The sequence below is a fragment of the Bacillus sp. SRB_331 genome (assembly GCF_003264175.1).
Taxonomy (GTDB): Bacteria; Bacillota; Bacilli; order Bacillales; family Bacillaceae_G; genus Bacillus_A; species Bacillus_A mycoides.
In genome coordinates this window covers 74,208-97,405 of record NZ_NADV01000043.1, presented here as the reverse complement: position 1 = coordinate 97,405, position 23,198 = coordinate 74,208, and the positions used below count along the sequence as shown (strand labels likewise).

Annotated in this window: 27 protein-coding genes; 5 read left to right on the top strand and 22 right to left on the bottom strand. The window is 35.8% G+C overall.

From position 1 onward, the window contains the following. Positions 1-56: 56 nt before the first annotated feature. The 5 genes from B5P42_RS25015 to panE all read right to left on the bottom strand — a co-directional run bounded on the left by B5P42_RS25015 (position 57) and on the right by panE (position 6,487). On the bottom strand, positions 57-2,204 hold the full coding sequence (locus B5P42_RS25015; protein ID WP_483295823.1) for a penicillin-binding protein: 2,148 nt from the start codon (positions 2,202-2,204) through the stop codon (positions 57-59). Between the two features lie 22 nt (positions 2,205-2,226). Then, positions 2,227-2,589 carry a cell division protein FtsL gene (gene ftsL, locus B5P42_RS25010; protein WP_002014745.1) on the bottom strand — a complete coding sequence of 121 codons (363 nt, stop codon included), beginning with the start codon at positions 2,587-2,589 and terminating at the stop codon, positions 2,227-2,229. Positions 2,590-2,604: 15 nt separating this feature from the next. Further along, positions 2,605-3,537 carry a 16S rRNA (cytosine(1402)-N(4))-methyltransferase RsmH gene (gene rsmH, locus B5P42_RS25005; protein ID WP_002014746.1) on the bottom strand — a complete coding sequence of 311 codons (933 nt, stop codon included), beginning with the start codon at positions 3,535-3,537 and terminating at the stop codon, positions 2,605-2,607. A 366-nt stretch (positions 3,538-3,903) separates the two neighbouring features. Next, complete coding sequence (gene bshC / locus B5P42_RS25000; protein ID WP_002128861.1) at positions 3,904-5,520, bottom strand: bacillithiol biosynthesis cysteine-adding enzyme BshC; 1,617 nt, start codon at positions 5,518-5,520, stop codon at positions 3,904-3,906. Positions 5,521-5,599: 79 nt separating this feature from the next. Then, a complete protein-coding gene (gene panE / locus B5P42_RS24995) occupies positions 5,600-6,487 on the bottom strand; it encodes a 2-dehydropantoate 2-reductase (protein WP_002128863.1) in 888 nt (295 codons plus the stop codon). Between the two features lie 294 nt (positions 6,488-6,781). Between panE and B5P42_RS24990 the strand changes: the two genes are divergently transcribed. Continuing rightward, a complete protein-coding gene (locus tag B5P42_RS24990) occupies positions 6,782-7,255 on the top strand; it encodes an N-acetyltransferase (RefSeq protein WP_002014751.1) in 474 nt (157 codons plus the stop codon). 32 nt (positions 7,256-7,287) lie between these two features. Here B5P42_RS24990 and B5P42_RS24985 read toward each other — a convergent pair whose 3' ends face one another. The 3 genes from B5P42_RS24985 to B5P42_RS24975 form a co-directional block, all read right to left on the bottom strand. Then, complete coding sequence (locus tag B5P42_RS24985; protein ID WP_002066865.1) at positions 7,288-7,794, bottom strand: RsfA family transcriptional regulator; 507 nt, start codon at positions 7,792-7,794, stop codon at positions 7,288-7,290. Between the two features lie 130 nt (positions 7,795-7,924). Continuing rightward, complete coding sequence (gene rpmF / locus B5P42_RS24980) at positions 7,925-8,098, bottom strand: 50S ribosomal protein L32 (protein ID WP_001984764.1); 174 nt, start codon at positions 8,096-8,098, stop codon at positions 7,925-7,927. A gap of 61 nt (positions 8,099-8,159) precedes the next feature. Continuing rightward, positions 8,160-8,660 carry a YceD family protein gene (locus B5P42_RS24975; protein ID WP_002014753.1) on the bottom strand — a complete coding sequence of 167 codons (501 nt, stop codon included), beginning with the start codon at positions 8,658-8,660 and terminating at the stop codon, positions 8,160-8,162. Between the two features lie 153 nt (positions 8,661-8,813). Here B5P42_RS24975 and B5P42_RS24970 point away from each other — a divergent pair, with 153 nt between their 5' ends. Beyond that, positions 8,814-10,055, top strand: coding sequence for a nucleotidyltransferase (locus B5P42_RS24970; RefSeq protein ID WP_164081469.1), 1,242 nt, complete (start codon positions 8,814-8,816; stop codon positions 10,053-10,055). Positions 10,056-10,081: 26 nt separating this feature from the next. Here B5P42_RS24970 and B5P42_RS24965 read toward each other — a convergent pair whose 3' ends face one another. Together B5P42_RS24965 and B5P42_RS24960 are read right to left on the bottom strand one after the other, a co-directional pair. Continuing rightward, positions 10,082-11,107, bottom strand: a complete 1,026-nt coding sequence (locus tag B5P42_RS24965) for a SepM family pheromone-processing serine protease (protein WP_016096201.1) — start codon at positions 11,105-11,107, stop codon at positions 10,082-10,084. After that, positions 11,100-11,891 carry a patatin-like phospholipase family protein gene (locus B5P42_RS24960; protein ID WP_002138096.1) on the bottom strand — a complete coding sequence of 264 codons (792 nt, stop codon included), beginning with the start codon at positions 11,889-11,891 and terminating at the stop codon, positions 11,100-11,102. The genes B5P42_RS24965 and B5P42_RS24960 overlap by 8 nt, the downstream gene beginning before the upstream one ends. Positions 11,892-12,003: 112 nt before the next feature. Between B5P42_RS24960 and ylbJ the strand changes: the two genes are divergently transcribed. Further along, complete coding sequence (ylbJ, locus tag B5P42_RS24955) at positions 12,004-13,233, top strand: sporulation integral membrane protein YlbJ (protein ID WP_113735489.1); 1,230 nt, start codon at positions 12,004-12,006, stop codon at positions 13,231-13,233. Here ylbJ and coaD read toward each other — a convergent pair. Together coaD and rsmD are read right to left on the bottom strand one after the other, a co-directional pair. Beyond that, a complete protein-coding gene (gene coaD, locus B5P42_RS24950) occupies positions 13,225-13,716 on the bottom strand; it encodes a pantetheine-phosphate adenylyltransferase (RefSeq protein ID WP_002142952.1) in 492 nt (163 codons plus the stop codon). The two genes, ylbJ and coaD, sit on opposite strands and share 9 nt — an antisense overlap. Then, positions 13,713-14,279: a 16S rRNA (guanine(966)-N(2))-methyltransferase RsmD gene (gene rsmD, locus B5P42_RS24945; RefSeq protein WP_001266992.1), complete on the bottom strand. Its 567-nt coding sequence runs from the start codon at positions 14,277-14,279 to the stop codon at positions 13,713-13,715. Before rsmD ends, coaD begins: the two co-directional genes overlap by 4 nt. A 529-nt stretch (positions 14,280-14,808) precedes the next feature. Here rsmD and B5P42_RS24940 point away from each other — a divergent pair. Then, the gene (locus tag B5P42_RS24940) at positions 14,809-15,198 is read left to right on the top strand and encodes a DUF7147 family protein (RefSeq protein WP_002014762.1); all 390 of its coding nucleotides are present in this window, start codon (positions 14,809-14,811) and stop codon (positions 15,196-15,198) included. 54 nt (positions 15,199-15,252) lie between these two features. On the opposite strand, the gene B5P42_RS24935 is transcribed toward B5P42_RS24940, so the two are convergent. From B5P42_RS24935 to B5P42_RS24910, 6 genes are all read right to left on the bottom strand, one after another. Then, positions 15,253-15,519 (bottom strand): YlbG family protein, encoded by a 267-nt coding sequence (locus B5P42_RS24935; protein WP_002088292.1) that lies wholly within the window; start codon positions 15,517-15,519, stop codon positions 15,253-15,255. Positions 15,520-15,646: 127 nt separating this feature from the next. Beyond that, positions 15,647-16,099, bottom strand: coding sequence for a YlbF/YmcA family competence regulator (locus B5P42_RS24930; RefSeq protein WP_002014765.1), 453 nt, complete (start codon positions 16,097-16,099; stop codon positions 15,647-15,649). A 116-nt stretch (positions 16,100-16,215) separates the two neighbouring features. Continuing rightward, positions 16,216-16,788, bottom strand: a complete 573-nt coding sequence (locus tag B5P42_RS24925) for a histidine phosphatase family protein (protein WP_002014767.1) — start codon at positions 16,786-16,788, stop codon at positions 16,216-16,218. A 77-nt stretch (positions 16,789-16,865) separates the two neighbouring features. After that, positions 16,866-17,111, bottom strand: coding sequence for a YlbE-like family protein (locus tag B5P42_RS24920; protein WP_002014770.1), 246 nt, complete (start codon positions 17,109-17,111; stop codon positions 16,866-16,868). An 11-nt stretch (positions 17,112-17,122) separates the two neighbouring features. Then, positions 17,123-17,560, bottom strand: coding sequence for a YlbD family protein (gene ylbD / locus B5P42_RS24915; RefSeq protein WP_002014771.1), 438 nt, complete (start codon positions 17,558-17,560; stop codon positions 17,123-17,125). Positions 17,561-17,733: 173 nt separating this feature from the next. Further along, positions 17,734-18,768, bottom strand: a complete 1,035-nt coding sequence (locus B5P42_RS24910) for a CAP domain-containing protein (protein ID WP_113735488.1) — start codon at positions 18,766-18,768, stop codon at positions 17,734-17,736. A 208-nt stretch (positions 18,769-18,976) separates the two neighbouring features. Between B5P42_RS24910 and B5P42_RS24905 the strand changes: the two genes are divergently transcribed. After that, positions 18,977-19,342, top strand: coding sequence for a YugN family protein (locus B5P42_RS24905; RefSeq protein WP_002066906.1), 366 nt, complete (start codon positions 18,977-18,979; stop codon positions 19,340-19,342). A 36-nt stretch (positions 19,343-19,378) separates the two neighbouring features. Here the strand turns inward: B5P42_RS24905 and ctaG are convergent, their stop codons facing one another. From ctaG to ctaD, 4 genes are all read right to left on the bottom strand, one after another. Beyond that, positions 19,379-20,284, bottom strand: coding sequence for a cytochrome c oxidase assembly factor CtaG (ctaG, locus tag B5P42_RS24900; RefSeq protein ID WP_113735526.1), 906 nt, complete (start codon positions 20,282-20,284; stop codon positions 19,379-19,381). 81 nt (positions 20,285-20,365) lie between these two features. After that, complete coding sequence (gene ctaF / locus B5P42_RS24895; RefSeq protein WP_002014776.1) at positions 20,366-20,698, bottom strand: cytochrome c oxidase subunit IVB; 333 nt, start codon at positions 20,696-20,698, stop codon at positions 20,366-20,368. Between the two features lie 3 nt (positions 20,699-20,701). Beyond that, entirely contained in the window at positions 20,702-21,325 is a 624-nt protein-coding gene (gene ctaE, locus B5P42_RS24890) for a cytochrome c oxidase subunit III (protein ID WP_000557861.1), read from the bottom strand. Next, positions 21,325-23,160, bottom strand: coding sequence for a cytochrome c oxidase subunit I (gene ctaD, locus B5P42_RS24885; RefSeq protein ID WP_176126945.1), 1,836 nt, complete (start codon positions 23,158-23,160; stop codon positions 21,325-21,327). The genes ctaE and ctaD overlap by 1 nt, the downstream gene beginning before the upstream one ends. Between the last annotated feature and the right edge of the window lie 38 nt (positions 23,161-23,198).

The window sequence follows — 23,198 nt, the reverse complement described above, 5'->3', positions numbered from 1 at the left end:
AGCTTGTTCCAATATATGCTTGTACTTATTTAATTAGAACTTCTTCCCTATTACCATTATGGCTTTTCTGCTTCTTGCTGCGGTTCAAGTGGTGGTACGAGTGTTACACCTAATTCTGTACCAGGTTGCAACAATGTCCCTTCCGCTACACTTTGCTCAGTTACATATCCTGTACCAGAAGGTTTTAAGTTAAGCTTTAATGTTTTTGCTAAATTCATAACATCACGCAGTGCCCATCCCTGTATATTTGGCATTGTAGGTTTATCTCCTACTAAGAAGACTCGATCACCCTTTAATGTTTGTTCAGTTGCTTTTGGCACTTGCTGCTGCACTTTACCTTCACCTAATACGATTGGACGAAGTTTTGCTTTATCAATTGCTTTTTTCGCTTCTTCCATCGTTTTTCCGGTTACATCTGGAACGAAAGTTTGTTGTTCTTTCACATATTTTTTCGGGTCTTTTACTTCATTCGGCTTAATCTTTAAGTACTCTAAGCTATTTTTCGTTACATATTTAAAGATATCTGCTAAAGGTTTAGCCCCGTTTTCATCATCTTTTAATTTTGGTTGTTTAACGGACACATACACAACAAGTTGCGGATCGTCCATCGGTGCCATACCTAAGAATGAGAATATATAATTCTCTCTTCCCGTCATATAGCCACCTTTCCCGTCAGGAATTTGTGCTGTACCTGTTTTCCCCCCGACTGAATACCCATCAACTTTATATGCAGTTCCTGTTCCTTTCGGTGATGTAACAACACGTTCTAGTAATTGCCTTACTTGCGCTGCTGTCTCTTTGGAAACAGGTTTCCCTACTTCTTTTGGTTTATGCTCTAGCTGTACTTTACCTGTTATTGGATCCACAATTTTATCAATTGTATAAGGTTTCATCATTTTCCCATCATTTGCAATCGCTGTTGCAGCTTGTACAAGTTGAATTGGTGTAACTGTAGAACCTTGTCCAAACGCTGTTGTTACTTGTTGTATTTGTTGATCAAATAAAATTGTATTTGACCCTTCACCAAGTAAATCAATGTTTGTTTTTTCATCTAATCCAAAATTATGAATATATTTCCGGAAACGATCTGGACCAAGCTTTTGATCACCTAAAATTGCAAACGCTACGTTTGAAGAGCGCTCTACCCCTTCGTCAAAAGTAATAGAACCCCATCCAGCGCCGCCGTTATGATCTTTTATTTTGCGATTACCTACTTGATATGTACCAGACTGATAAAAGTCTTGTCCCTTGTATACACCTTCATTAATGGCCGCTGCTAATGTGAAAATCTTCATTGTTGATCCTGGTTCAAATGCATTTGCAATGGCATCATTATAAAAATATTCATTATTCTCTTGGTTCGGATCATAACTAGGTTTACTAGACATCGCTAATATTTTCCCTGTTTTGGGGTCTGCAACAATTCCTATTAAACTTTCTGGTTCATAATGTTTACTCGCTTCTTTCATTGCGTCTTCTAAATAACTTTGAATACGTTGGTCAAGCGTTAAATACACATTATCTCCATTTTTAGGTGCCTTTACATTCACTTTCCCGCCGTCAAGAGATACTCCTTTACGGTCACCTGTATAAGCTACCTCACCATTAGAAGCCCCTAAATACTTATCCAAACTCTTTTCTAAGCCAAATTCACCTACTGCGATTCCATTATCATCAGGTCTGGCATGACCTATGACGTAAGATGCGAAATCACCGTTTGGATACACTCTCGCATTTTCGGTAATAAAAGTTATTCCCGGCAATTTCAATGCTTCTATTTGTTCTTTCTTTTCTTTCGTCAAGCCCTTACCCAATGTTCCAAATTCCACTTGACTTCTATCTTTATTTAAAGCGGCTAAGATCGCGTCTTCGCCCGTTCCGAGTACTCCAGCGATTTTCTTTGCAGTATCCTCTTTATCCTCAACAGGCTTAGCACCTTTTAATTCCGCTACCATTCTATAGGAATTTGCGTCTTGTGCTAGCACATGACCATTTTGATCATAAATTGTTCCTCGATTCGCTTCGAGAACTCCCTTTTTACTATGTTTCTGCTCAGCAAGTTTCTTCAAATCATGATTGTCCACTGTTCCTGTTGCTTGTATGTAAAAAAATCGGGCTAATAACAGCAAAAAGAGCAGGAGGAAAAATATCATAAAATAACCTGCTCCCTTATTGGTATGAAATTTGGTCATATTTCTCTTCATCTTTTCTTCACACCTATTTGCCTTACTTTAGGCCTTTCACATTATTCGCATTAATTTCTAGCCCGTGTTTTTTTGCAACTTCAGCGATACGTTCATAACGACTTAACTTCTCTACTTCAGCCTGCAATTCTTGATTTTCCTTTTGTTTTTTCACAATTTGTTCTTCTATCGTCGCTGCTTCTACATTAACTTGATATAGACCCGCTTTATTCCCAATAAAAGCTACACAAGCATATAATAAAAACCCAATAAACGTTACGTACAATAGCTTTTCAATTCTTGTAATTTTCGTTTTAACTTTTGGCTTAACCATCTGCTGTGGCGGCGCTTGAATTTGTACCTCTTCTTGCGCCTGTTGTTTATACTTTACAGCTAAATTAGTCATACCTCTCTCTCCTTTTTATCGTTTTTCAGCGATTCTCAACTTCGCAGAACGCGCTCGATTATTTTCTTCTAATTCAATGTCAGAAGGTAAAATCGGTTTCCTTGTAATAAGCTTTAATTTCGGCTTAAATTCATCCGGAATAATCGGTAGTCCCTGTGGTAATTGCGGCGTTGTGCTATTTCGCTTAAACGTCGTTTTACAAATACGATCTTCTAAAGAATGGAATGTTATAACACTAACTCTTCCACCAGGCTTGACCATATCAATTGCAGATTCCAACGCTTCTTCAAATACTTTTAATTCATCATTTACAGCAATACGAATCGCTTGAAATACTCGCTTCGCAGGATGTCCACCTGTTCTACGTGCCGGAGCTGGAATACCTTCTTTAATTAATTCCACTAATTCTCCTGTCGTTTCAATAGCCTTATTCTCGCGATAAGCTTCAATTTTCCTTGTTATTTGCTTTGAAAATTTTTCTTCTCCGTATTGGAAGAAAATTCTTACGAGTTGTTCATATGACCAGCTGTTCACAACATCATATGCTGTTAATGGGGCATCTTGATCCATCCGCATATCTAACGGTGCATCATGATGATAACTAAAGCCACGCTCTGGTGTATCTAATTGTGGGGATGAAACACCTAAATCGAATAAAATCCCGTCTACTTCTGTGATACCTAATTCATGTAGTTTTTCAGATAAATAACGGAAGTTGCTCTTCACTGTTACAAATTGTTCACCATAAGAAGAAAATTTTTCCTTCGCATTTTGAATCGCTATTTCATCTTGATCAAATGCTATTAACTTTCCACCATCTGTTAGCTGAGATAATAAATAAGAACTATGTCCTCCTCCACCCAGTGTACAATCTACATATGTACCACTCGGTTTTATATCTAAGCCATCTACTGTTTCTTTCAAAAGTACTGTTACGTGTTTGAACATTGCTGCACCTACTCTTTTTCCAATTAATTATGTTAAATACATTTCTCACTCTACAAACACAATTTACTACTAGGGGATGAAATGCTACTAAAGAACGACTCATTTAACTTCCAACAAGGTAGTACGCTATACAAATCGCTATTTTATTTTATTATATACTAAATTTTATCATTTTTTGCGGGAATTTAAACAAAAACCTGTCGAAAAAGATATTAATCCGTTTACATTTTGTGCTATTTTGTCATATATATATACCTGATACATAGCGATTCATTACATTAACATAAGATGGATAATTCAGAAATATTTCACTTCACAGTTAATTCAACAGAATAAAAATAAAATCCTGCTCAAAAGAGCAAGATTCTATAGTTTTATTACATGATGTTTTCCATCCCACGAAAAAGATTGTTCCATTACCCGGTCAACAAAATCAAGGCCGAACTGATTTAAATAATAACACACATTCCACACACGTTCTTGCGGTGCTCCTAATGGACGAAGCGCGAATTGTAAACGGCGGAATTTATTCAGTTGAACCTCATGTTTCTTCTCAACATTTCTTTTCAACATTTTTTCTAACAGTTCAATTTGCTCATTAATTTTCAGTTCATTTTTCCCCGCAAACTCATTTAACCCTGGATCTATTTTTTTCACGAATTGTTGTAATGATGTATGAATATCCATTATTTCTTTTTTCGCTTCTATAAATCGCTCGTCTATCGGTTCCTCTATTTGATTAGAAAGCCAATTGTCACGCAGATTATCTATATTATTTAGAAATGGATCAATTTCTTGCAAATCTAAATCATATAAATCTGTCGCTATATCTCGCTCCATATAAGTAATTGTAAGCCGCGGAACAACAGGTGGCATTTGGAAACCTGCCGTATGAAACACTTGTTGCAATTCACTCCAATAAGCTAACTCCCCTGGACCGCCAATAAACGCTAACGTAGGAAACACATATTCTTGCATAAGAGGGCGCGTTACAACATTATTACTAAAACGTTCTGGACTTCTTTCCATCTCTTCCATCAATTCTTCATACGAAAATGAATGCACTCCATCTTTTCCAATAAACTTCCCTTGATTCTCTTCAAGCAATACTCGCTCATTATCAATTTCCATAAATATATGCACTGCATTTGTCTTCGTTTCAATAATCGGTTTAAATCCTAATTCCTTAAGTACTTCCTGTTGATTACGAAGCCCTACTTGAATTTCTTTATATTTACTTATAATTTGTTGTAAAAACGGCACTTCTAATTTTCTTAATGCAGGATGATGTGAATCTACAAGAATTAAACCAGAATTTGCGAACATTTTCGTAATAAGGTGCGCAAAGAAATCTACATATGTATGCGATTTACCTAAAGCATCATCAACAAATTGTAATACATCCTTTGTAAAATTCGTTTCCGGATATGTTTTAAAAATCTCTTCGACCCATTTTCTACAGTCTTCAATAGAAAACTCAGACTCAGAAGCACTCGCCTTTTTCGGATAACGATCATGAAAAATGGTCTTTTTTATTTTTTTATTTTTCGTTACAAATGTATGATTAATTTCATCCATATCATGGTCTTCACCAGCAATCCAAAAGACAGGAACAACCCGAACCCCTAAGCTCTCTTCTTTTTCTTTTGCAAGCTGTAAAATTGAAATGATCTTATGAACTGTATAAAGCGGACCAGTTAATAACCCAGCTTGTTGTCCAGCTATAACTACATATGTATTTTCATCTTCAAGCGCTTTTATATTTTGAATTGTAAATTCTCCCGCTTGCAATTGTGTATTATATTCTAATAAATGCGTTACTAAATCTTGACGGAAAAACTCTCTCTCACGTAAATCATGTAAACGCTGTTTAAAAGCATCCTCTGTTAACAGATAATCAAAACATGACTGTATCTCTTTTTTACCGTTCATATAGTCCGCTACAACACCTTGTAGTGGAACAGAGATTTCTTTTATCTCCATATAATTCTTCCTTTCGTATCCTGTTCTCTCACCAACCCACATTGTATTCAATGTTTCACGTAAAAGCAAAGAAAAACACTTATAATTCCATTCCTTTTATTGCATTGAACAAAAATCGAAGTGTCGGAACAGATTGTTGTTGTTCCTTAGCTTCTTCTAATACATATCCAACAATCGCATTAACTTCCGTTTGTCTATTCGCTCTTACGTCCGCTAACATAGATGAAGTATTATGGGATGTTTTTTCACATACTTGGCATACCATTTTCCATAGCATTTCCTTATCTTCTTCTTTAACAAGAAATGCAACTTCCTGAAATACTTGCTCCATCATTTGATAAAAAAGCGGGTTTGAAATTAACTCCCCGTTCTCAACCCGCAATAATGCCGTCAACGGATTAATACATACATTGACTACTAATTTATTACGCATAATCCCCTTCCAATCATCTTCTATCTGAATCGGAAAATAATCAAAAGGAAAACAATTAAATACCTTTTTAAAACAACTAGATTGACCACGCACTACACCAAACTTTGTAACACCTATTCCAGTATGACGAACTGTATGTCCATCCTCTTTTTTTGCACCATGCTCCACAATCCCGACTGCTATACGTTCATTTCCTATTTTTTGCATAACGTGAAGATGTGACATTCCATTTTGCAAAAAGATTAATGACGATTCTCCCTGCACAAAAGGTAATATATCAGTTACATGATATTGCTTTACAGCAATAAATGTATAATCTAACTGTTTATCCAGCATACTTTCTATCGGTAAAATAGATGGAAATACCGTTTCACGTTCTCCATTCCTAATACAAGTTACACCCGTTAAGTTTAATTCTTCTGCTTGCTTATCGTTTCTTGTAAACAACGTAACATCTTGATTACTTTTTTGTAAATAAAATGTATATAGGAGACCAATAGCTCCCGGTCCAACAATTCCAATTTTCATCTTCACACAAAGAACTCATATTAACAAGTGATATAAGTTCCCTTGCCTTTCCCCCTTTATATCTTATTAAATTACAATTACATAGTTGAGGATTCAATTATCTTTTAACAAATGCAACTCTTCTTTCACTACGTATATGCTACCTATATACATAGTTCTATTCTTAGTTTAGCAAATCCTCAAAAAAATAATGAAAGAAATATTCTATCTTCTTCATAAAAATTTAAAAATGAGTTATAATATTATTATAAATATTTTAACTTTTCTGCATTCAACAAGATAAGAAAAGGACGTGATGTAATGGGATTCCCAAAAGTTGAACGCTTGCTCATCAATTATAAAACATTAGATGAATTTAAAAAATTTAAAGGGTGCGGAGCTCAAGAACTATCCATGTTGGAAGAATTACAAGCAAACATTATTGAAAATGATAGTGAGTCTCCATTTTACGGTATTTATTATGGTGGATCGCTAATCGCACGTATGAGTCTATATATGAAAAGGAACGGTGGAGAACCATTTGAAATTACAGGTACTTACCTAGAACTTTATAAACTTGAAGTATTGCCGACTTTTCAAAAACAAGGATTCGGACAAATGCTTGTTAATTATGCGAAACAACTACAATTCCCAATTAAAACGATAGCACGTATCCAGTCATCTGGTTTTTGGGATAAATTAAGTTTCCAGCCAGTATCAGTAACTGATGGTGATTTTTATATTTGGCATCCAGAAACAAATTCGAATGCGATTACAAACGAAGAATCTGCATAAGAAACAAAAAAACAGCTGTTACGCAGCTGTTTTTATTTCTTTAATTTTTCTAATTCTCCATTCGAGCGAGCGCCATTTCTTTCCGCTACCATTACACTTCTTTTTTGATCGATATAATCAAGTAATGTTCTATATTCTTCCTCATATACTGATAATCGCTCCAGAAGACGTTCTTTCTCTGTTTGTAACGATTCAATTTGTTGTTGCAACACCATTAAAGAGCTTTCATCTTTATAATTCCGCAAGAATTCAATAACATCATTCAATGTAATTGATGTAGGCTCTAATACCTTTGTCTCTTTCACTTCATAATTTTCTACTTTACGAAGTTGCTTTGCTTCTTCAATACGTTCTTTGTATTGCTTTCTAACATAAGAATTCCACCTAAATCCACATGCTGCTGGTGTGCGAGACAAATGTCTCCCCACTTCTTTAAAGGCAGAAAGTTGCGTTCCACCTTCTTGAATATGCCGGAGTACTACTTCTGCCAGAAGCAAATCTTCATCATCAGTCCAAGCATCTTGTCTTGTTGTCGCCATCTCTCTAGTCCTCCCTATGCATTTTTTATTAAGCATATGCAGTTACTAGAAAAGATAGAATACAACAAATAAAGAATAAGACAAAAAAAAATAAACGTAGAAGATATCTTCTACGTTTATTTTCCCGCAATTACTTGCTGATTACTTCTTTACCTTTATAAGTACCGCATGCTTTACATACACGGTGAGCTAATTTCGCTTCACCACAGCTTGGGCACTCTACCATACCAGGTACTGATAATTTGAAATGCGTACGACGCTTTCTTTTTACTGTTTTAGAAGTTCTTCTAAAAGGTACAGCCATTCTTCCCACCTCCTTAAAAGAAATAGTTATTTTCATATGAAGGCCTAAACCAGTCTTCCGATTATTTGTCAAAAAACTTTGCAAGTCCTGCTAATCGTGGATCAACAGTCTTTTCTTTGTTTTCTTCCGAAATCACTTGCCAGTCTTGACCTTGCATCGGTGCTCCACCAGAAACATCATCACTGAAAATTTGCATTGGAATCTCCAAAAGTATATTTTCCTTGATTACGGGCAGTAAGTCAAGTACTTCTCCTTCTAAACAATGAATTTCAGCTTCTGTTTCAAATTCTTCTTCCGAAGTTTGGAACACCTCAGTTGTTTTAATGTCAAATGGTAATGTCACATCTACTAAAGAGCGAGAACATGGTAAAACCATGCTTCCAGTTATATGTAGATGAAACGTAAACTTACCGGAGCCAAAATCAACTCTTCCTGTTACATGAGCAGGATTAATTTCACGAATATCTTTCTCGACCTCTTTTAGCTCACTTACATCTACCATTTCATTTAATGTCAATCCTTTATTTCTCAATTTATTCAATTGATGGATGGACCATTTCATATCATATCACCTCAAGGCAACAAACAAAATTATAGCTAGCCATTTTATATTTGTCAATGTTTTTTCTTTACACTATAATGAAGTCATCATAGGAAATAATATATAGACTATCACGTTTTCCAAAAAGATGCTACATCGAAAGGAGAGATTACCATAAAATCCAGTGGTATTGTTGTTGAATATAACCCTTTTCATAACGGTCATGCTTATCATGTGCAACAAACAAAAAAGTTAACACAGTCTGATATTATTATCGCCGTTATGAGTGGTCCTTTTTTGCAGCGTGGTGAGCCCGCACTCATCTCCAAATGGTATCGTACCAAAATGGCCTTAACAAACGGCGTAGACCTCGTTGTAGAGCTTCCTTATGCATTCGCAACACAAAAGGCCGAAACTTTCGCAAATGGCGCAATTTCGATTTTAAACGCCCTTGGTGTTTCTGAAATTTGTTTCGGTAGTGAAGATGGACAAGCTGAAAATTTCTACAATACCATCGCTATACAAAAAAATGAAGAAGAGACTTTTAATCGTCTTGTGAAGCAATTTATGAATGCAGGTAATAGTTATGCAAAAGCTACATCTGAAGCCTTTCTACACATCTTACCACCCGAAAAAAACGTAGATATGTCACAACCAAATAACATTTTAGGCTTACAGTACATTAAAGCAATTCTCTTACAAAACAGTTCGATGCAAGCACAAACTATAAAAAGATTCGCCTCTCATTATCATGATGAAACATTTCACGATCAACATATTGCAAGTGCAACAAGTATTCGCAAACAGCTATTTAATGAAAACAGTTCCTCTACAACTATTGAGCCTTTTATCCCGAAAATGACTGCTTCTCTTTTAGAAAACTACAAGCAAAACTACGGGACGTTACATAACTGGGAAAAATACTTTTCATTTTTTAAATACAAACTTATGACGATGTCTTCAGAGGACTTACAACATATATATGAAATGGAAGAAGGTTTAGAGCATCGTATTTTATCAAAAATACAAAACAGTTCATCTTTCTATTCATTCATGGAAGCATTAAAAACAAAACGTTATACATGGACTAGATTGCAAAGAGCTTGTACACATATTTTAACAAATACAACGAAGGAAGAAATACACAAAGCAAATATAGAGCAACATGCGCCGTATATCCGTCTTCTCGGAATGTCACAAAAAGGACAAACTTATCTTTCTAGAAATAAGAAAAAAATAGAACTCCCAATCCTTACTCATACAAAAACATTCGAACATCCAACTTTAGACATAGAACGAAAATCAAATGCTGTATATTTCTCCATAATGCAAGAACCTTTGCGGACACAACTGCTAAAACAAGACGCAACGCATCATCCAATTCGTTATGATGAAATAACGAAAAAATTCCTATAAGAAAAACCTCTCTTCTTCAGAGAGGTTTACTTTATTTTACCCATTTTTTCCAAATACGTTAATGCATCATCCAGTGTGTCCACCGGTACAATTTTCATCTTCGTTTTAATATCTTTCGCAGCTTCAAGAGCATCTTTATAATTCGATTTCTCTACACCTTTTTCATTTGGCGCAAAAAACACTTCAGCTCCCGCATCACTAGCAGCTACTACTTTTTGCTGAATACCACCAATTGGACCAATTTCTCCTTTATCATTGATTGTACCTGTTCCAGCTATTTCATGTCCGTTTGTTAAATCTTCTTCAACGAGCTGATTATAAATTTCTAGTGTAAACATTAACCCCGCTGATGGACCGCCGATTTCATGGGAATCGATTTTCACTTTCGGGTCTACTACTAACTCTCTTTCCGTAACGATAGAGACCCCTATACCGACGCGTCCATTCCCATTAGGGATCGTCTTTACATTTAAATTTTCTTTAAACTGTTTTCCGCCCCGCTTGTATTCAATATTTACTGTGTCCCCTTCTTTTTTCCCTGTCATATACTCAATAAATTGTTCCGTCTTGTCGAATATTTTTCCATCGACAGCTATAATAACATCTCCAAGCTTAAGCTTTCCCTCTGACGGCATACCCTTTGCTACACCAGCAACTAGTACACCTTTATTTTCAAAAGAAACAGAGCGATTTGCACGTTTATAAGCATTATAGATTGCTGCATTTTGCGAATCTTTCATTGCATAATTTTGGCGAAATTGATATTCTTCATCACTCTCGCCTTTTTGCAATATTTCTTCCGCCTTCGAAACGTGTGTATATTTATTAAATTGCGCGGCTATTAAGTTCACCACATTAGCAGGTCCCATTGAGACAGTGACAAGCATGAAATCACCAGACTCTTTAGTTCCACCGTCAACTTGCACGTACGGCGCTAATTTCGCGGCCATACCTGGTTTTGTCACATAATACGGCAAGCGCACATAAACAAGTAGCATCGCCAATATAACCCCTATTAAAATTGCATATATAAACCGAAAACGCTTAAACATTATGTTTCTCCTTCCACTGCTCAATTAGTAAATAAATGTTTGAAATATGTTGTTCCGCTTCCACTTCTCCGACCCTAATAATGTCTTCAATATGTGTAAAAGCACGCGAACTAAATTGTTCCACTGCTGGCCGCATCATTAAATCTGATGCTATTTGCCGATTCATCACAAGTTCATGTTGCATAATTTCAATACTTTGCATAATTACATCATAAATCGATGTAACCTCTCCATTCACCTTAATTGGAGATACATCAACAGCAATAACAATATCAGCACCTAAATCTTTTACAACCGATACGGGAATACGGTCAATTACCCCTCCATCCACTAATAAGCGGCCATCTATTTTTTCTGGAACAAACACCCCTGGTACAGATATACTAGCTCGAACCGCCTCCGCAATCGGACCACTTGTAAAAACAACTTTCTCCCCCTTCAAAATGTCAGTAGCCACAACAGCTGTCGGGATATCTAACTCTTCTAAATTTTTATTATATGTAAACATTTTAATCATATCTTTAATACGTTTTCCAGCAATAAATCCCATTTTAGGAACTGTAAAATCCAAATAATATTTCCTTTTAAAAACAGCGGCCAATCTATACAGTCTTTCAACGTCACAACTCGCTGCATAAAATGTACCAATTAACGCTCCTATACTACTACCTGCTATCATGTGAATAGGGATGCCAGCTTCCCTTAACACTTTTATTACCCCTATGTGAGCAAAACCTTTTGCACCTCCGGATCCAAGCGCTAAACCGATTTTTGGTTCCTTCATTTTTCTCACCCTTTAATTTTTTTCATTCCTTTTTCATACTTATGGTCTAAATTCACCACATATCCACGTATACTGAAATGAACGTTTTTGGGACAAAGGGGGATTTTCTTACATGTACGAAAAATGGAAAACTGCTTTTCTTACCATATCAATGTTGTTTTTAACCTTTTCTCTTGTACTTCACCCCCAAGATGCTTTGCAAGCTTCAATTCGCGGGTTAAATATATGGTGGGAAGTTGTATTCCCTTCACTACTACCGTTTTTCATCATTGCGGAACTTCTAATCAGTATTGGTATTGTAAAATTTATCGGTGTTATATTAGAACCACTAATGCGTCCACTGTTTCGTGTTCCAGGGGTAGGCGGATTTGTTTGGGCAATGGGAATGGCTTCAGGATTCCCCGCTGGCGCCAAATTAAGCGCTAGACTACGCAAGAGCAATCAACTAACACAAATTGAAGCGGAACGACTCGTATCTTTCACAAATTCTTCTAATCCACTTTTTATTTTCGGAGCGGTTTCTATTGGTTTTTTCAATAATCCGAAATTAGGACTCGTATTAGCAGCAGCACATTATATAAGTAACTTTATCGTCGGATTACTTATGCGCTTTTATGGTAATAACGATACTTACATAAAAGACAAACATACGAATCAAAAGCGTGCCTTTCAAAACCCTTTTTCCATCCTCCACCAAACACGTATGCAAGAAAAAAGACCAATCGGAAAACTACTCGGTGACGCTATCGTTTCTTCTATTCAAACATTGCTCATGATTGGTGGGTTTATTATTTTATTCTCTGTTTTAAATAAAATGATTACTGTTTTCAAAATTACAGAAGCGCTTTCTTTTATTATGCAACATATTTTATCATTCTTCCAACTTACATCCCAATTTAGTATTCCGATATTATCCGGTATTTTTGAAATGACGCTCGGAAGCCAAATGATTAGTCAAATTAATGAATCAACACTTCTTCAACAAGCGATGGTAACAAGCTTCATTTTAGCATTTAGCGGTCTTTCTATTCAGGCACAAGTAGCAAGCATATTAGCGGAGACAGATATCCGCTTTAAACCATATTTTTTAGCTCGAATTATCCAAAGTATTCTCGCTCCTATTTTCACTTTTATATTTTGGGGACCATTTTATGAAAAACTTCATTCTTTCTCGCCTACGCAAGAAGATCTTCCCGTATTTTTATTGAATCATTCTTATACACTAACTGATATTTGGACATCATTTATACACTACGGACCAATCTTCACCTTATTTTGTTTATATTTATATGTCATCTTATTGTTTTTACGCATTTATAAAGAAAAACCCCGTTCACTTTAACGGGGTTTTAAACTTTTCTTTTAAAGCACGCTCTACAATCGGAGGAACAAGGTCTACTACACTTCCACCATATCTCGCAACTTCTTTCACAATACTTGAACTTAAAAATGAATATTGATTATTTGTCATAATGAAGAAAGTTTCGATACTTTCGTCTAGTTTTCGATTCATTGAAGTAATTTGCATCTCATATTCAAAATCAGAAACTGCTCGTAAACCACGTAATATTGCATTTGCATTACGCATTTTTGCATATTCCACCAATAATCCACTATGTGAATCAACTTTTACATTCGGAATATCCTTTGTCGCCTCTCGAATTAACTCTAGGCGTTCTTCTACCGAAAAGAATGGTTTTTTTGATGAATTGTTTAAAACAACTACATATACTTCATCAAATACTTTTGCTCCCCTTTTAATAATATCCAAATGTCCAAGGGTAATTGGATCAAAACTCCCTGAAGAAATAGCTATACTTGTCATTCTGTCCCCTCACCTTCATACTTATAAATCGAAATTGCTGTAATCCCGTAGTTTTCTGCCCGTACTTTTACAAGTTCTCCTATAGAATCAGGTAAAACCACGTCATCCCCATGCTCTGCCATAATGATGCCATCTTTATTTAACAATCCATGTTGATCCATTACACTAACTAAAGACACAATTTTTTGAGCTTTATATGGAGGGTCTATTAGTATAAGATCGAATGATATTTCACGCTTTATAAGCGCCTTTACCGCACGCTCTGCATCATTTCGGTACACTTCAGCTTGTTCTTGTAGTCTACAGCTTTCTAAATTTTGATGAATGACTTTTATCGCTTTACTATCTCGGTCAACAAAAATCGCTTTATCAATCCCTCTACTTATGGCCTCAATTCCAAGACCACCGCTACCACCAAATAAATCAAGAGCGATACCACCATCATAATAAGGACCTATCATATTAAAAATAGATTCTTTCACTTTATCTGTCGTTGGACGCGTTGTATTACCAGGTACCGCTTTAAGTGGGTGCCCTTTACATTTTCCTGAAACTACTCTCATCTGTTGTCACTACCTTTATTTCAATCTATAGAGCGATTACAGCAAATTCATTTCAATTCGGTAACCGCTACCGATTCATACTATTTCATACATTTTTTCATTAATCTGTTATTTAACTAATTGAAAACCTCAGTTAAAATAATCGCTCGCTATTTCTTTCATATCCATTTCACTATTTGCAAGCAACAACCCTCTATGTACATCAGTTCCACTTTACCTTTTTTATCCTATCATAAAATAAAAAAAAGAAAAATAAAAAGCCTAACATAAATTTTAATTTCATTATGTATATCTTCATTTTAGATTGGACATAAATAAATATAACAACATCATTTTCGATGTTGTTGCCAACCGCGGAGAAGACTTACGTTTCCCCATAAGTTCTTCCTCCGGTTTCTCCTCTCCCTTTGCCTTCTTACTAGTAGTACATACTAGTATTAGAAGGGCCCTGCTTTGCAGGGTTTTTTTATTTGTCTACTTTTCATTTAAAAAGTGAGGTGGTACAGTAAAAGAAAGAGGAGGAAAAAATATGATTCAACGCTTTATAGAACTCGGAGAAGGCTACTCTGACTTATATGAATTACTTGAAATTGCCAAAACAAACCAAGAACGTGTAACACATATGTTACAATTCGAAACTGTAAAAAACGAAAAAAAAGTGTGTTCACTTGTTGTAATACTAAAACCGACAACTACTGGTGATTTCCAACCATTATACATATGTCGTGAAGGCATTCCTGTACTTGAAAATAAAAAAAGTAAACGTGTCGTTTTATTTGAAGAAATGGCGGAACAAATAGGGAAAAAAGTTACTCCCTTTACTGTAAAACCATCAACAACTTTCCCTGAAAAAGAACTATTTTTTAATCATCTAATTGGTATTTTACGAATGAACAATTTCATTCCTCCAATGAAATAACACGTTATTTCAAGTAAAAAATCCCCTGCTAAATTTAGCAGGGGATTTTTTTACTTAGCTATAATCGTATTCTTTTGCCCGATCAGGACGCGAATTTTCGAATTCCGTTTTTAAAAATGGGCGATACGACTGTTCTACTTTTTTTACAAAAGGAAGTTTATTCAATTTTTGCATCATATGCTCAATTTGTTCCATATCACAATATACAACGGCATATTTCAAACGTTTTGATATGTAATGAATGTTACCATATTTCCTTAAAATCTTGGCATGTTTCAATGAATGTAAATAAACAATCATACTTTGTCGTTGCCCGAACATAATCTTCTCCATCTTCTCCTTTTAAAAACTTATATTCTTATATTTTATGAAAACCAATCATAAATTTATGACATTAAAGAACAAACTCTGTATACGTTTTCTTCTATATTCTAAAAAACGGGGTAAATTACCCCGTTTTTTTACAACCACAACCGCCTCCGGTACCACAACCACCGCCACAGCCACCCGCATCAAAAAACGGATTTCCTGTTGGAACTTTAACGGAAGAAGATACCTCAGAACCAATTGCTACACTAACTTCATCTAATAACTTCTGTAAAGCTGTTTCTGCTCTTTTAAAAGTTGCAACCTTATCATGCATATCTACAGAACGCTTTAATTCCCTCATTTTCGTCGAAACGAAAGTATAATCAGGATGATATTTACCAAAACGTTGCACTTCTTCGTATCGCTCTTTCATCGCTGTAAATTGCTGAATTAGCGTCTGGACTTCTATATCTTCTTGTAAATCCTTATAATACTTACGGTAATCTTCTGCTATATCTGAACAGATGATCGCTTTTGCAAGCTGCTCTGCCTTATCTAAAATCAATACGCTTTCCAGCGTCGCTACAATCATGAGAGACACCTCCGAGTATTCATCATAACACATTTGGAACAGAACTACTAATTGAAGTGTCTCACCTAAAAGAAAGATATGATTCTAATTACTTTTCATACAATCTCCTTGCACTCTTATACACTAATATGCTCCGCAATATTATATTTAAGAACATCCCATTTCCCGCTATTCTCTTTCACGTAGCTAATACATGCGTTTTTTAACGGCGTTTTAAATGTAATTTCATTTGGTGCAATTGCGTGTAAAATAGCTTTTATTGCATGTGAATGCGCAACAATGATAATACGTTTATCTCCATGTGCTGCTGCAACCTGTTGTAAAGCCGTAAAACAGCGCTCTACGATTTCTTCATCCTGCTCCATTCCTTCTACATTACCTTCTGTAATTAACTCTCTAACGGCCGCAACTGGTTTCCCAGAAGCTTCCCCAAAATTACGTTCCATAAATCGCTCATCTAATAAAATAGATGGTAATCCAATAGCCCCAGCAATTTCCTTAGCTGTTTCTTGCGCTCTAATTAACGGGCTACTTATAATTATATCCCACGATTCCGCTTGCAAGGCAGCTGCACTTTGACTCGCTTGCTTCTTCCCAACTTCATTGAGTGGAATATCTTCGCGCCCTTGAATAATCTCTTGAAAGTTCCAATCAGTTTGTCCATGTCGTACTAAACAAATTTCCGTCATGCTGCAACTCCTTTTTTAAATAATCCGATTCTATTGTAACAAAAGTTTTGCATAACGGACATAGTTTTCCCTTCCAATTACGTCGTATTTTGCTGCTTCATATACTGGAACATATCAATCATAATTGAAGCAACGGCCAATTGATTTTGAAATTTTTCCACTTTATCTGGTATCGTTTTTTTGAAATGCTGCATGGCAGCTAACTCAAAAGCTTCTTTTTCTTCTGGGTTACGCGTCAATTTCCGGTACCAGTATGGCTGTTCCCGAATATAGCGAGCTAAATCCTCATCAGCTTTTATAAACTCCATAAGCTCTGCTCTCATTCTCTTTCCCCCTAATCCTTTTGAAAGAAAAAAGGATTATTTTCAGAAGTACTTTGTTCTTGCTGCGCACGGTTTCCTTGAAATTGTTGAATAACTTGTTGCACGCTACCAATCGCACTCGTTACATTTGCTAAATGATGTTGCATTTGTTCTACGTCTAGCTTTTTAAAGAAAGAAAGCATTTGCCCCATCACATCCGCAGTTTTTTCCTCTTCTGTTCGATTTTCTTTTTCTTCTTTATTTTCTTTTACCGAAGAAAAAGCAGGTGCTCCATCAGGTCTATATGCTGTCCATATTTGATCTTCTTCACCAAGTAAGTACCATTCTTCATAAAATTGCTGCCAAGTTTTTTGACCACCTCTAACCTCATGAACCATTTTAGGGTGATGGTTTACAAACTCTTTAAACTGTTGAACTGATGGATGTAACGGCCCTTTTGTTGTTGGCATAATCCTCACCTCTTCATGTATATCTACTATATTGTAAGAAAAAAAAGGCACATGGTTCGCCTATTTTTAGACGATTCATGCACCTTTTTATCTTCCTATTTGTGGACAATTAAAGCCCGATTGGTGAAGACTAATAATCAATGAAGGATGCCCCGACTGATTAAAGTTTCATTTTATTTTCGGATAAAGTTTTGAGTATAAAATTTATCATATACCCCAACACCTAATCCAGTAAATTGTTCGTTTAATAAATTCTTTCTATGCCCCTCACTATTTAACCAACCCTGTACCGCCGCAATTCCATCACTATGTTGCGCCGCTATATTCTCACCAGCAAGTTGAAAAGCCACTTGACCACGTTGCAAGCGATCTCCTAACGTACCAAAAGTAGGTGAATCGTGTGAAAAATAATTATTATCCTTCATATCTTTACTATGGCCAAATGCAACATCTGCAGTTTGTTGATCCAATGTTAACAACGGTAATTGATGACGACTCCGAATAATATTTGTTAAATCGAGAATTTGTTGCATATTTCCATTTTCTACTTGCTTCATTTTTTCTGGCGTCAGCGGCTGTTCCGCTATTAATTCACCTGAATAAACAAGTTGATATGGTCTTTGTCGTAATAACGTTTCATCATCCATATAACGAAGACCAACAAGCTCATGTGTAAAGTGATCAAAGTATAATTGTGCCCATCCATCTTCTACAGGTACTAGCGGTTGTTCCATTACTTCCGTATCAGATAACTCAAATTGATAACTATTCTTTCCTCTTTTTAATGAAATCTCATGTGAAAGTGGATTCTTTTTATATACCTCTTCATACTTTTCATTTATATAATAGGGAGCCACCTTAACTTGCTCACCAGCAACATACGCCGTTACAACTTTACGTTCAGCAACTCCAAATTGAACATACTGAGATAAATCTTGATTATACACCCACCATTCATATCCATAAGCAGACGGCTCTATTCGAGATGGTTCGCCCCACTTCGCTAATAAATTCTCAGAGTCCCCGCCAATCATATTTAAAACAGTGTCTGTGGATTCTTCATTTACTTGCTTCTTCTTTTTCACAATTTTATTTTCTTGCTTAGAGTGAGATGGGGTTAATATATATTGTGACACGAGTAACTTCCCGTATAAATCAACAGCTAAAATTAAAAATGTAATCATTACGATACGCAATAATTTCTTCAAACGATATACCTCCTGAACAAAGCATAAAATCGAGATATACACAAATCCTTTTATTTCCTTTTTTTGTGTGTACCGTACTCTTTTCACTATATCATATTTTCACGAAAAAAGTCTGGATTATCCCTTTTCTCGCAATACGAATTGCACTTTCTTATTATTCGTACTATTATAAAAATAATGAACTAACATTAAAATAAGGAGGTATTCTATGCAATTTACAAATACAAACTTTAATGATGCAGTCGTTGATCTAACTCTTTTAACTGAGATTATGGAAAACAATCATTTTGTACTTGCCGGACAATGGGATTACGAACGTGTTACATATGATTATAAATTTGAAATATTAAAGGATATTTATTATTTACGTGTACAAGGATTTGCTGTTGAAGGTGACATCGGCGGTAGACACGCTCAAGTAAAACTATTGCCACCCTTATTAGGAAAACATTATTATCCTCATGGCGTTGAATATGGCGATGATGAGATTTTCCCAACGAATGTACTTCAAAAAAGCGAACAACTCCTACAAAATATTGAAAAAGAGTTAAAAGAATTTCAAATTATTGAATAACAAAAAAACTAGCGCATTAACACGATGCGCTAGTTTTTATTTCGTCTGCAAATAAGGAGGTAACTCTTGCAGCTGCTCTCTATCCTTTTCACGCTCTCTACGTGCCCATTTAAAGAACACATAACCGATAATCGTACCGTACACTATTTCCTGGACAATTTTCATAATAATACCACCTGTTTGCTGGTCTTGTACTACCGGCATCCAATGTAAAAATTCTGGTCCAGTTATATTTAAATCTGATAAAGTACCCGCCGGTACACAGAGTTCCATTGCCTTCATCCAAGCGGCCGGATCTGTATATGTTGCAAATAATGGTGCAGTCGCAAAAATTATTAACGCACAAGCTGGCGTTAATAAAATACCATTAGCAAACATGTAACCAAGCTTCTTAATATCACTTAAAGTTTGATATTCTGGCAGTGGATTTAACATCGGCCACCACATCATCATTGCTGCAAAAAACAATATAGCAAGGCAAATAGGATGCGCTATTTGACTTTGTTTTACTGCATCAAAAACAATTGGCAAATGATAAAAGGAAAACAGGCCATTAAATACAAACAATGCAATAAGCGGCTTAGCAAAAAACTTTATCACAATTTGAACGAACTTAAAAGAAGTAATATAACGATATAACCAAACAGGTATACCAAGCAGTAATAACGGAGGCACCGCAATATACATTACTGCCATCTCAAACATATGTGCACTAAATATGATATGACCAATTAAATCAATAGGTCCTCCCTTTACAACATACAAAAGAACAATCCCGGTCGTAAAATAAAAAATTTGCTTCTTACTTACCTTCGTCGCATTTTCAAATCGCGTTCTATAAGGTCCAATAATTAAAAAATAACTAATAAGAATCGAGATCATAAATAATAAAAAAATTGGACTCCATAAAGCTTGAAAACCAAATACCCATAAGTTTTCCATTTCCACACCTACCTTTTCAAAATTCTTATATTTCATATAAAAAGAGGGCTTTGATATATCAGAGCCCCCTACTATCACTGTTTAAATCCACACAATTGTCATAAAGGCTAATATTGTTAATAAACCAATTAACAATCCAGAGTACAAGAAGAAACTCGCCGCTTCATGCCCTTTATGACTCATATGCATGAAATAATATAACTGAAATATAACTTGAATGACTGCTAACAATAATATAAATGGAACCGAAAAAATCGGGCTAAATGTTTTCGGATATGCCACCGCTGCAAATGCAACTAATGTTAAAAAAATCATTAGTGAAAATGTAACAACTTGGTGCTTCATTTCCTCTGCACTTTTTCTCTTCCGATAAACAAGATCCACCTTAGGATTATTCGTTTGCTTAACCGCCATTGTTTATCCCACCATTCCCATCAAATATACTACAGTGAAAATAAACACCCAAACTACGTCAATAAAGTGCCAATAAATTGATGCAACATAAAACTTTGGTGCGTTGTATAAATTTAAGCCTCTCTTCGCGTTTCTAAAGATTAATGTTAAAATCCAACATAATCCAAACAACACGTGGAGCCCGTGTGTACCAACAAGAGCATAAAATGCAGAACCAAATGCACTACTTCTCATAGTATGCTTAAATTCATGCGTATAATGATAAAACTCATATATTTCAAACCCCAAAAATCCTAAGCCAAGCAACACTGTTACAAGTAACCAAAGTTGCATTTTCTTAAAGTTAAAATTTTTCATATGATACATTGCGTATACACTCGTTAAACTACTTGTTAACAAAAGCATCGTCATAATGAAAACGAGTGGCATTTGAAACATCTCTTGAGATGTTGGTCCACCATTTGTAGAGTTCTTTAACGCTAAATATGTGCCAAATAAGGAAGCGAACAACACTGTTTCGCCTCCAAGAAATAACCAAAAACCAACAAACTTATTTTTCCCCTCAAGGGTTGCTTTTTCAGGCTCTGCTGGAAATGTTTCATTCGTTAATTTCTCATCTACATGCATTACGCCTTGCCCCCCTTATCATCTAAATCTTCCTTATGAATATGATATCCATGATCATCAATTACTGAACGAAGGAACATTGTACCAAACGTAATGATTAAACCGATAATCGCTACTAATAACCAAAATTTATCTTTGCCACCCTGCATATACATCGCACCGAATGCTGCTATGAATAAGCCTAGAGAAATGATAAATGGTGAAAATGAAGCATTTGGCATATGAATATCACCGGCCGGTTCCGCTGCTGTCATCTCTTTATTACCTTCACGTTTTTCAATCCAAAACGGATCTAACCCGCGAACAAATGGCAATTGTTTAAAATTGTATTCCGGTGTAGGTGCTGGCATTGTCCATTCTAATGTACGTCCATCCCATGGATCACGGCCAGCCTTCTCTTTTGATACCGTTGTTTTTATTACATTGAATAAAAGAACAATCGTTCCAAGAGCCATAAACACAGCTCCGATAGAACTAATCATATTCCCCATTTCCAACCCTTGGCCCTCAAGATATGTGTAGTAACGACGTGGCATACCAATCAATCCAAGGAAATGCTGAATAAAGAATGTTAAATGGAAACCGATAAAGAATAACCAAAATGTTATCTTACCTAATGTTTCATTTAATACTTTATTAAACATAAGTGGCCAATAATAATGCGCACCTGCAAGTAAACCAAATACAACACCACCAACAATTACATAATGAAAGTGTGCTACTACGAAATAGTTATCATGAAACTGATAATCAGCTGGTGCAGAAGCAAGCATAACACCTGTAACTCCACCCATAACGAAGGATGGAATAAAAGCTACCGCCCACATCATTGGTGTTGTAAACCTAATACTTCCACCCCACATTGTAAAGAGCCAGTTAAATATTTTAATACCCGTTGGAACTGCAATCGCCATTGTTGCAACCGAGAAGATAGCATTTGCAACAGGCCCAAGACCAACAGTAAACATATGATGCGCCCATACCATAAATCCTAAAAACCCTATTAATACTGTCGCGAACACCATAGAGGAATAACCGAATAATCGTTTTTTCGAAAATGTGGCGAAGATTTCTGAGAATATTCCGAAAGCTGGGAGTATAAGAATGTATACTTCCGGATGACCGAAGATCCAGAATAAATGCTCCCATATAATCGTATTCCCACCTAGTGCCGGATTAAAGAAACTTGTGCCAAATAAACGATCTAACATTAAAAGTCCTAATCCTACAGTTAATGGTGGAAATGCAAATAAAATAAGTGAAGATGTTACAAATGTTGTCCATGTAAACATCGGCATGCGCATGTACGTCATCCCTGGCGCGCGCATATTAATAATTGTAACAAGGAAGTTAATACCTCCAATTAATGTACCAATACCTGATATTTGCAAGCCGAGTACATAAAAATCAACACCATGTCCTTTAGAGGCTAAAGCTAACGATGCATACGATGTCCACCCTGCATCAGGCGCTCCTCCTAAAAACCAACTTAAATTTAAAAATAATCCACCAAAGAAAAATAACCAAAATCCGAGCGAATTCAAAAACGGGAACGCCACATCACGTGCTCCAATTTGAAGTGGTACAGCGGCGTTCATAAATGCAAACACGAGTGGCATAGCTGCGAGGAAAATCATTGTTGTACCGTGCATCGTTAATACTTGATTATAAGCATCCCCAACAAGAAAAGCATTGTTAGGAATCGCTAACTGCAGGCGAATAAATAGTGCTTCTATTCCACCTATTACAAAAAACAATCCACCTGCAATTAAATAGAGAATGGCAATCTTTTTATGGTCTACTGTCGTTAAATAATCCCATATGACAGCACCCATCCCCTGTTTTTTTGCTACAGAACTCACGTTTTCAACCT

Coding starts and splice junctions, on each gene's coding strand:
- B5P42_RS25015 (WP_483295823.1), bottom strand. CDS start 2,204: ATGAAGAGAAATATGACCAAATTTCATACCAATAAGGGAGCAGGTTAT.
- ftsL (WP_002014745.1), bottom strand. CDS start 2,589: ATGACTAATTTAGCTGTAAAGTATAAACAACAGGCGCAAGAAGAGGTA.
- rsmH (WP_002014746.1), bottom strand. CDS start 3,537: ATGTTCAAACACGTAACAGTACTTTTGAAAGAAACAGTAGATGGCTTA.
- bshC (WP_002128861.1), bottom strand. CDS start 5,520: ATGGAGATAAAAGAAATCTCTGTTCCACTACAAGGTGTTGTAGCGGAC.
- B5P42_RS24990 (WP_002014751.1), top strand. CDS start 6,782: ATGGGATTCCCAAAAGTTGAACGCTTGCTCATCAATTATAAAACATTA.
- B5P42_RS24985 (WP_002066865.1), bottom strand. CDS start 7,794: ATGGCGACAACAAGACAAGATGCTTGGACTGATGATGAAGATTTGCTT.
- rpmF (WP_001984764.1), bottom strand. CDS start 8,098: ATGGCTGTACCTTTTAGAAGAACTTCTAAAACAGTAAAAAGAAAGCGT.
- B5P42_RS24975 (WP_002014753.1), bottom strand. CDS start 8,660: ATGAAATGGTCCATCCATCAATTGAATAAATTGAGAAATAAAGGATTG.
- B5P42_RS24965 (WP_016096201.1), bottom strand. CDS start 11,107: ATGTTTAAGCGTTTTCGGTTTATATATGCAATTTTAATAGGGGTTATA.
- B5P42_RS24960 (WP_002138096.1), bottom strand. CDS start 11,891: ATGAAGGAACCAAAAATCGGTTTAGCGCTTGGATCCGGAGGTGCAAAA.
- ylbJ (WP_113735489.1), top strand. CDS start 12,004: ATGTACGAAAAATGGAAAACTGCTTTTCTTACCATATCAATGTTGTTT.
- coaD (WP_002142952.1), bottom strand. CDS start 13,716: ATGACAAGTATAGCTATTTCTTCAGGGAGTTTTGATCCAATTACCCTT.
- rsmD (WP_001266992.1), bottom strand. CDS start 14,279: ATGAGAGTAGTTTCAGGAAAATGTAAAGGGCACCCACTTAAAGCGGTA.
- B5P42_RS24940 (WP_002014762.1), top strand. CDS start 14,809: ATGATTCAACGCTTTATAGAACTCGGAGAAGGCTACTCTGACTTATAT.
- B5P42_RS24935 (WP_002088292.1), bottom strand. CDS start 15,519: ATGTTCGGGCAACGACAAAGTATGATTGTTTATTTACATTCATTGAAA.
- B5P42_RS24930 (WP_002014765.1), bottom strand. CDS start 16,099: ATGATTGTAGCGACGCTGGAAAGCGTATTGATTTTAGATAAGGCAGAG.
- B5P42_RS24925 (WP_002014767.1), bottom strand. CDS start 16,788: ATGACGGAAATTTGTTTAGTACGACATGGACAAACTGATTGGAACTTT.
- B5P42_RS24920 (WP_002014770.1), bottom strand. CDS start 17,111: ATGAGAGCAGAGCTTATGGAGTTTATAAAAGCTGATGAGGATTTAGCT.
- ylbD (WP_002014771.1), bottom strand. CDS start 17,560: ATGCCAACAACAAAAGGGCCGTTACATCCATCAGTTCAACAGTTTAAA.
- B5P42_RS24905 (WP_002066906.1), top strand. CDS start 18,977: ATGCAATTTACAAATACAAACTTTAATGATGCAGTCGTTGATCTAACT.
- ctaG (WP_113735526.1), bottom strand. CDS start 20,284: ATGGAAAACTTATGGGTATTTGGTTTTCAAGCTTTATGGAGTCCAATT.
- ctaF (WP_002014776.1), bottom strand. CDS start 20,698: ATGGCGGTTAAGCAAACGAATAATCCTAAGGTGGATCTTGTTTATCGG.
- ctaE (WP_000557861.1), bottom strand. CDS start 21,325: ATGCATGTAGATGAGAAATTAACGAATGAAACATTTCCAGCAGAGCCT.
- ctaD (WP_176126945.1), bottom strand. CDS start 23,160: ATGGGTGCTGTCATATGGGATTATTTAACGACAGTAGACCATAAAAAG.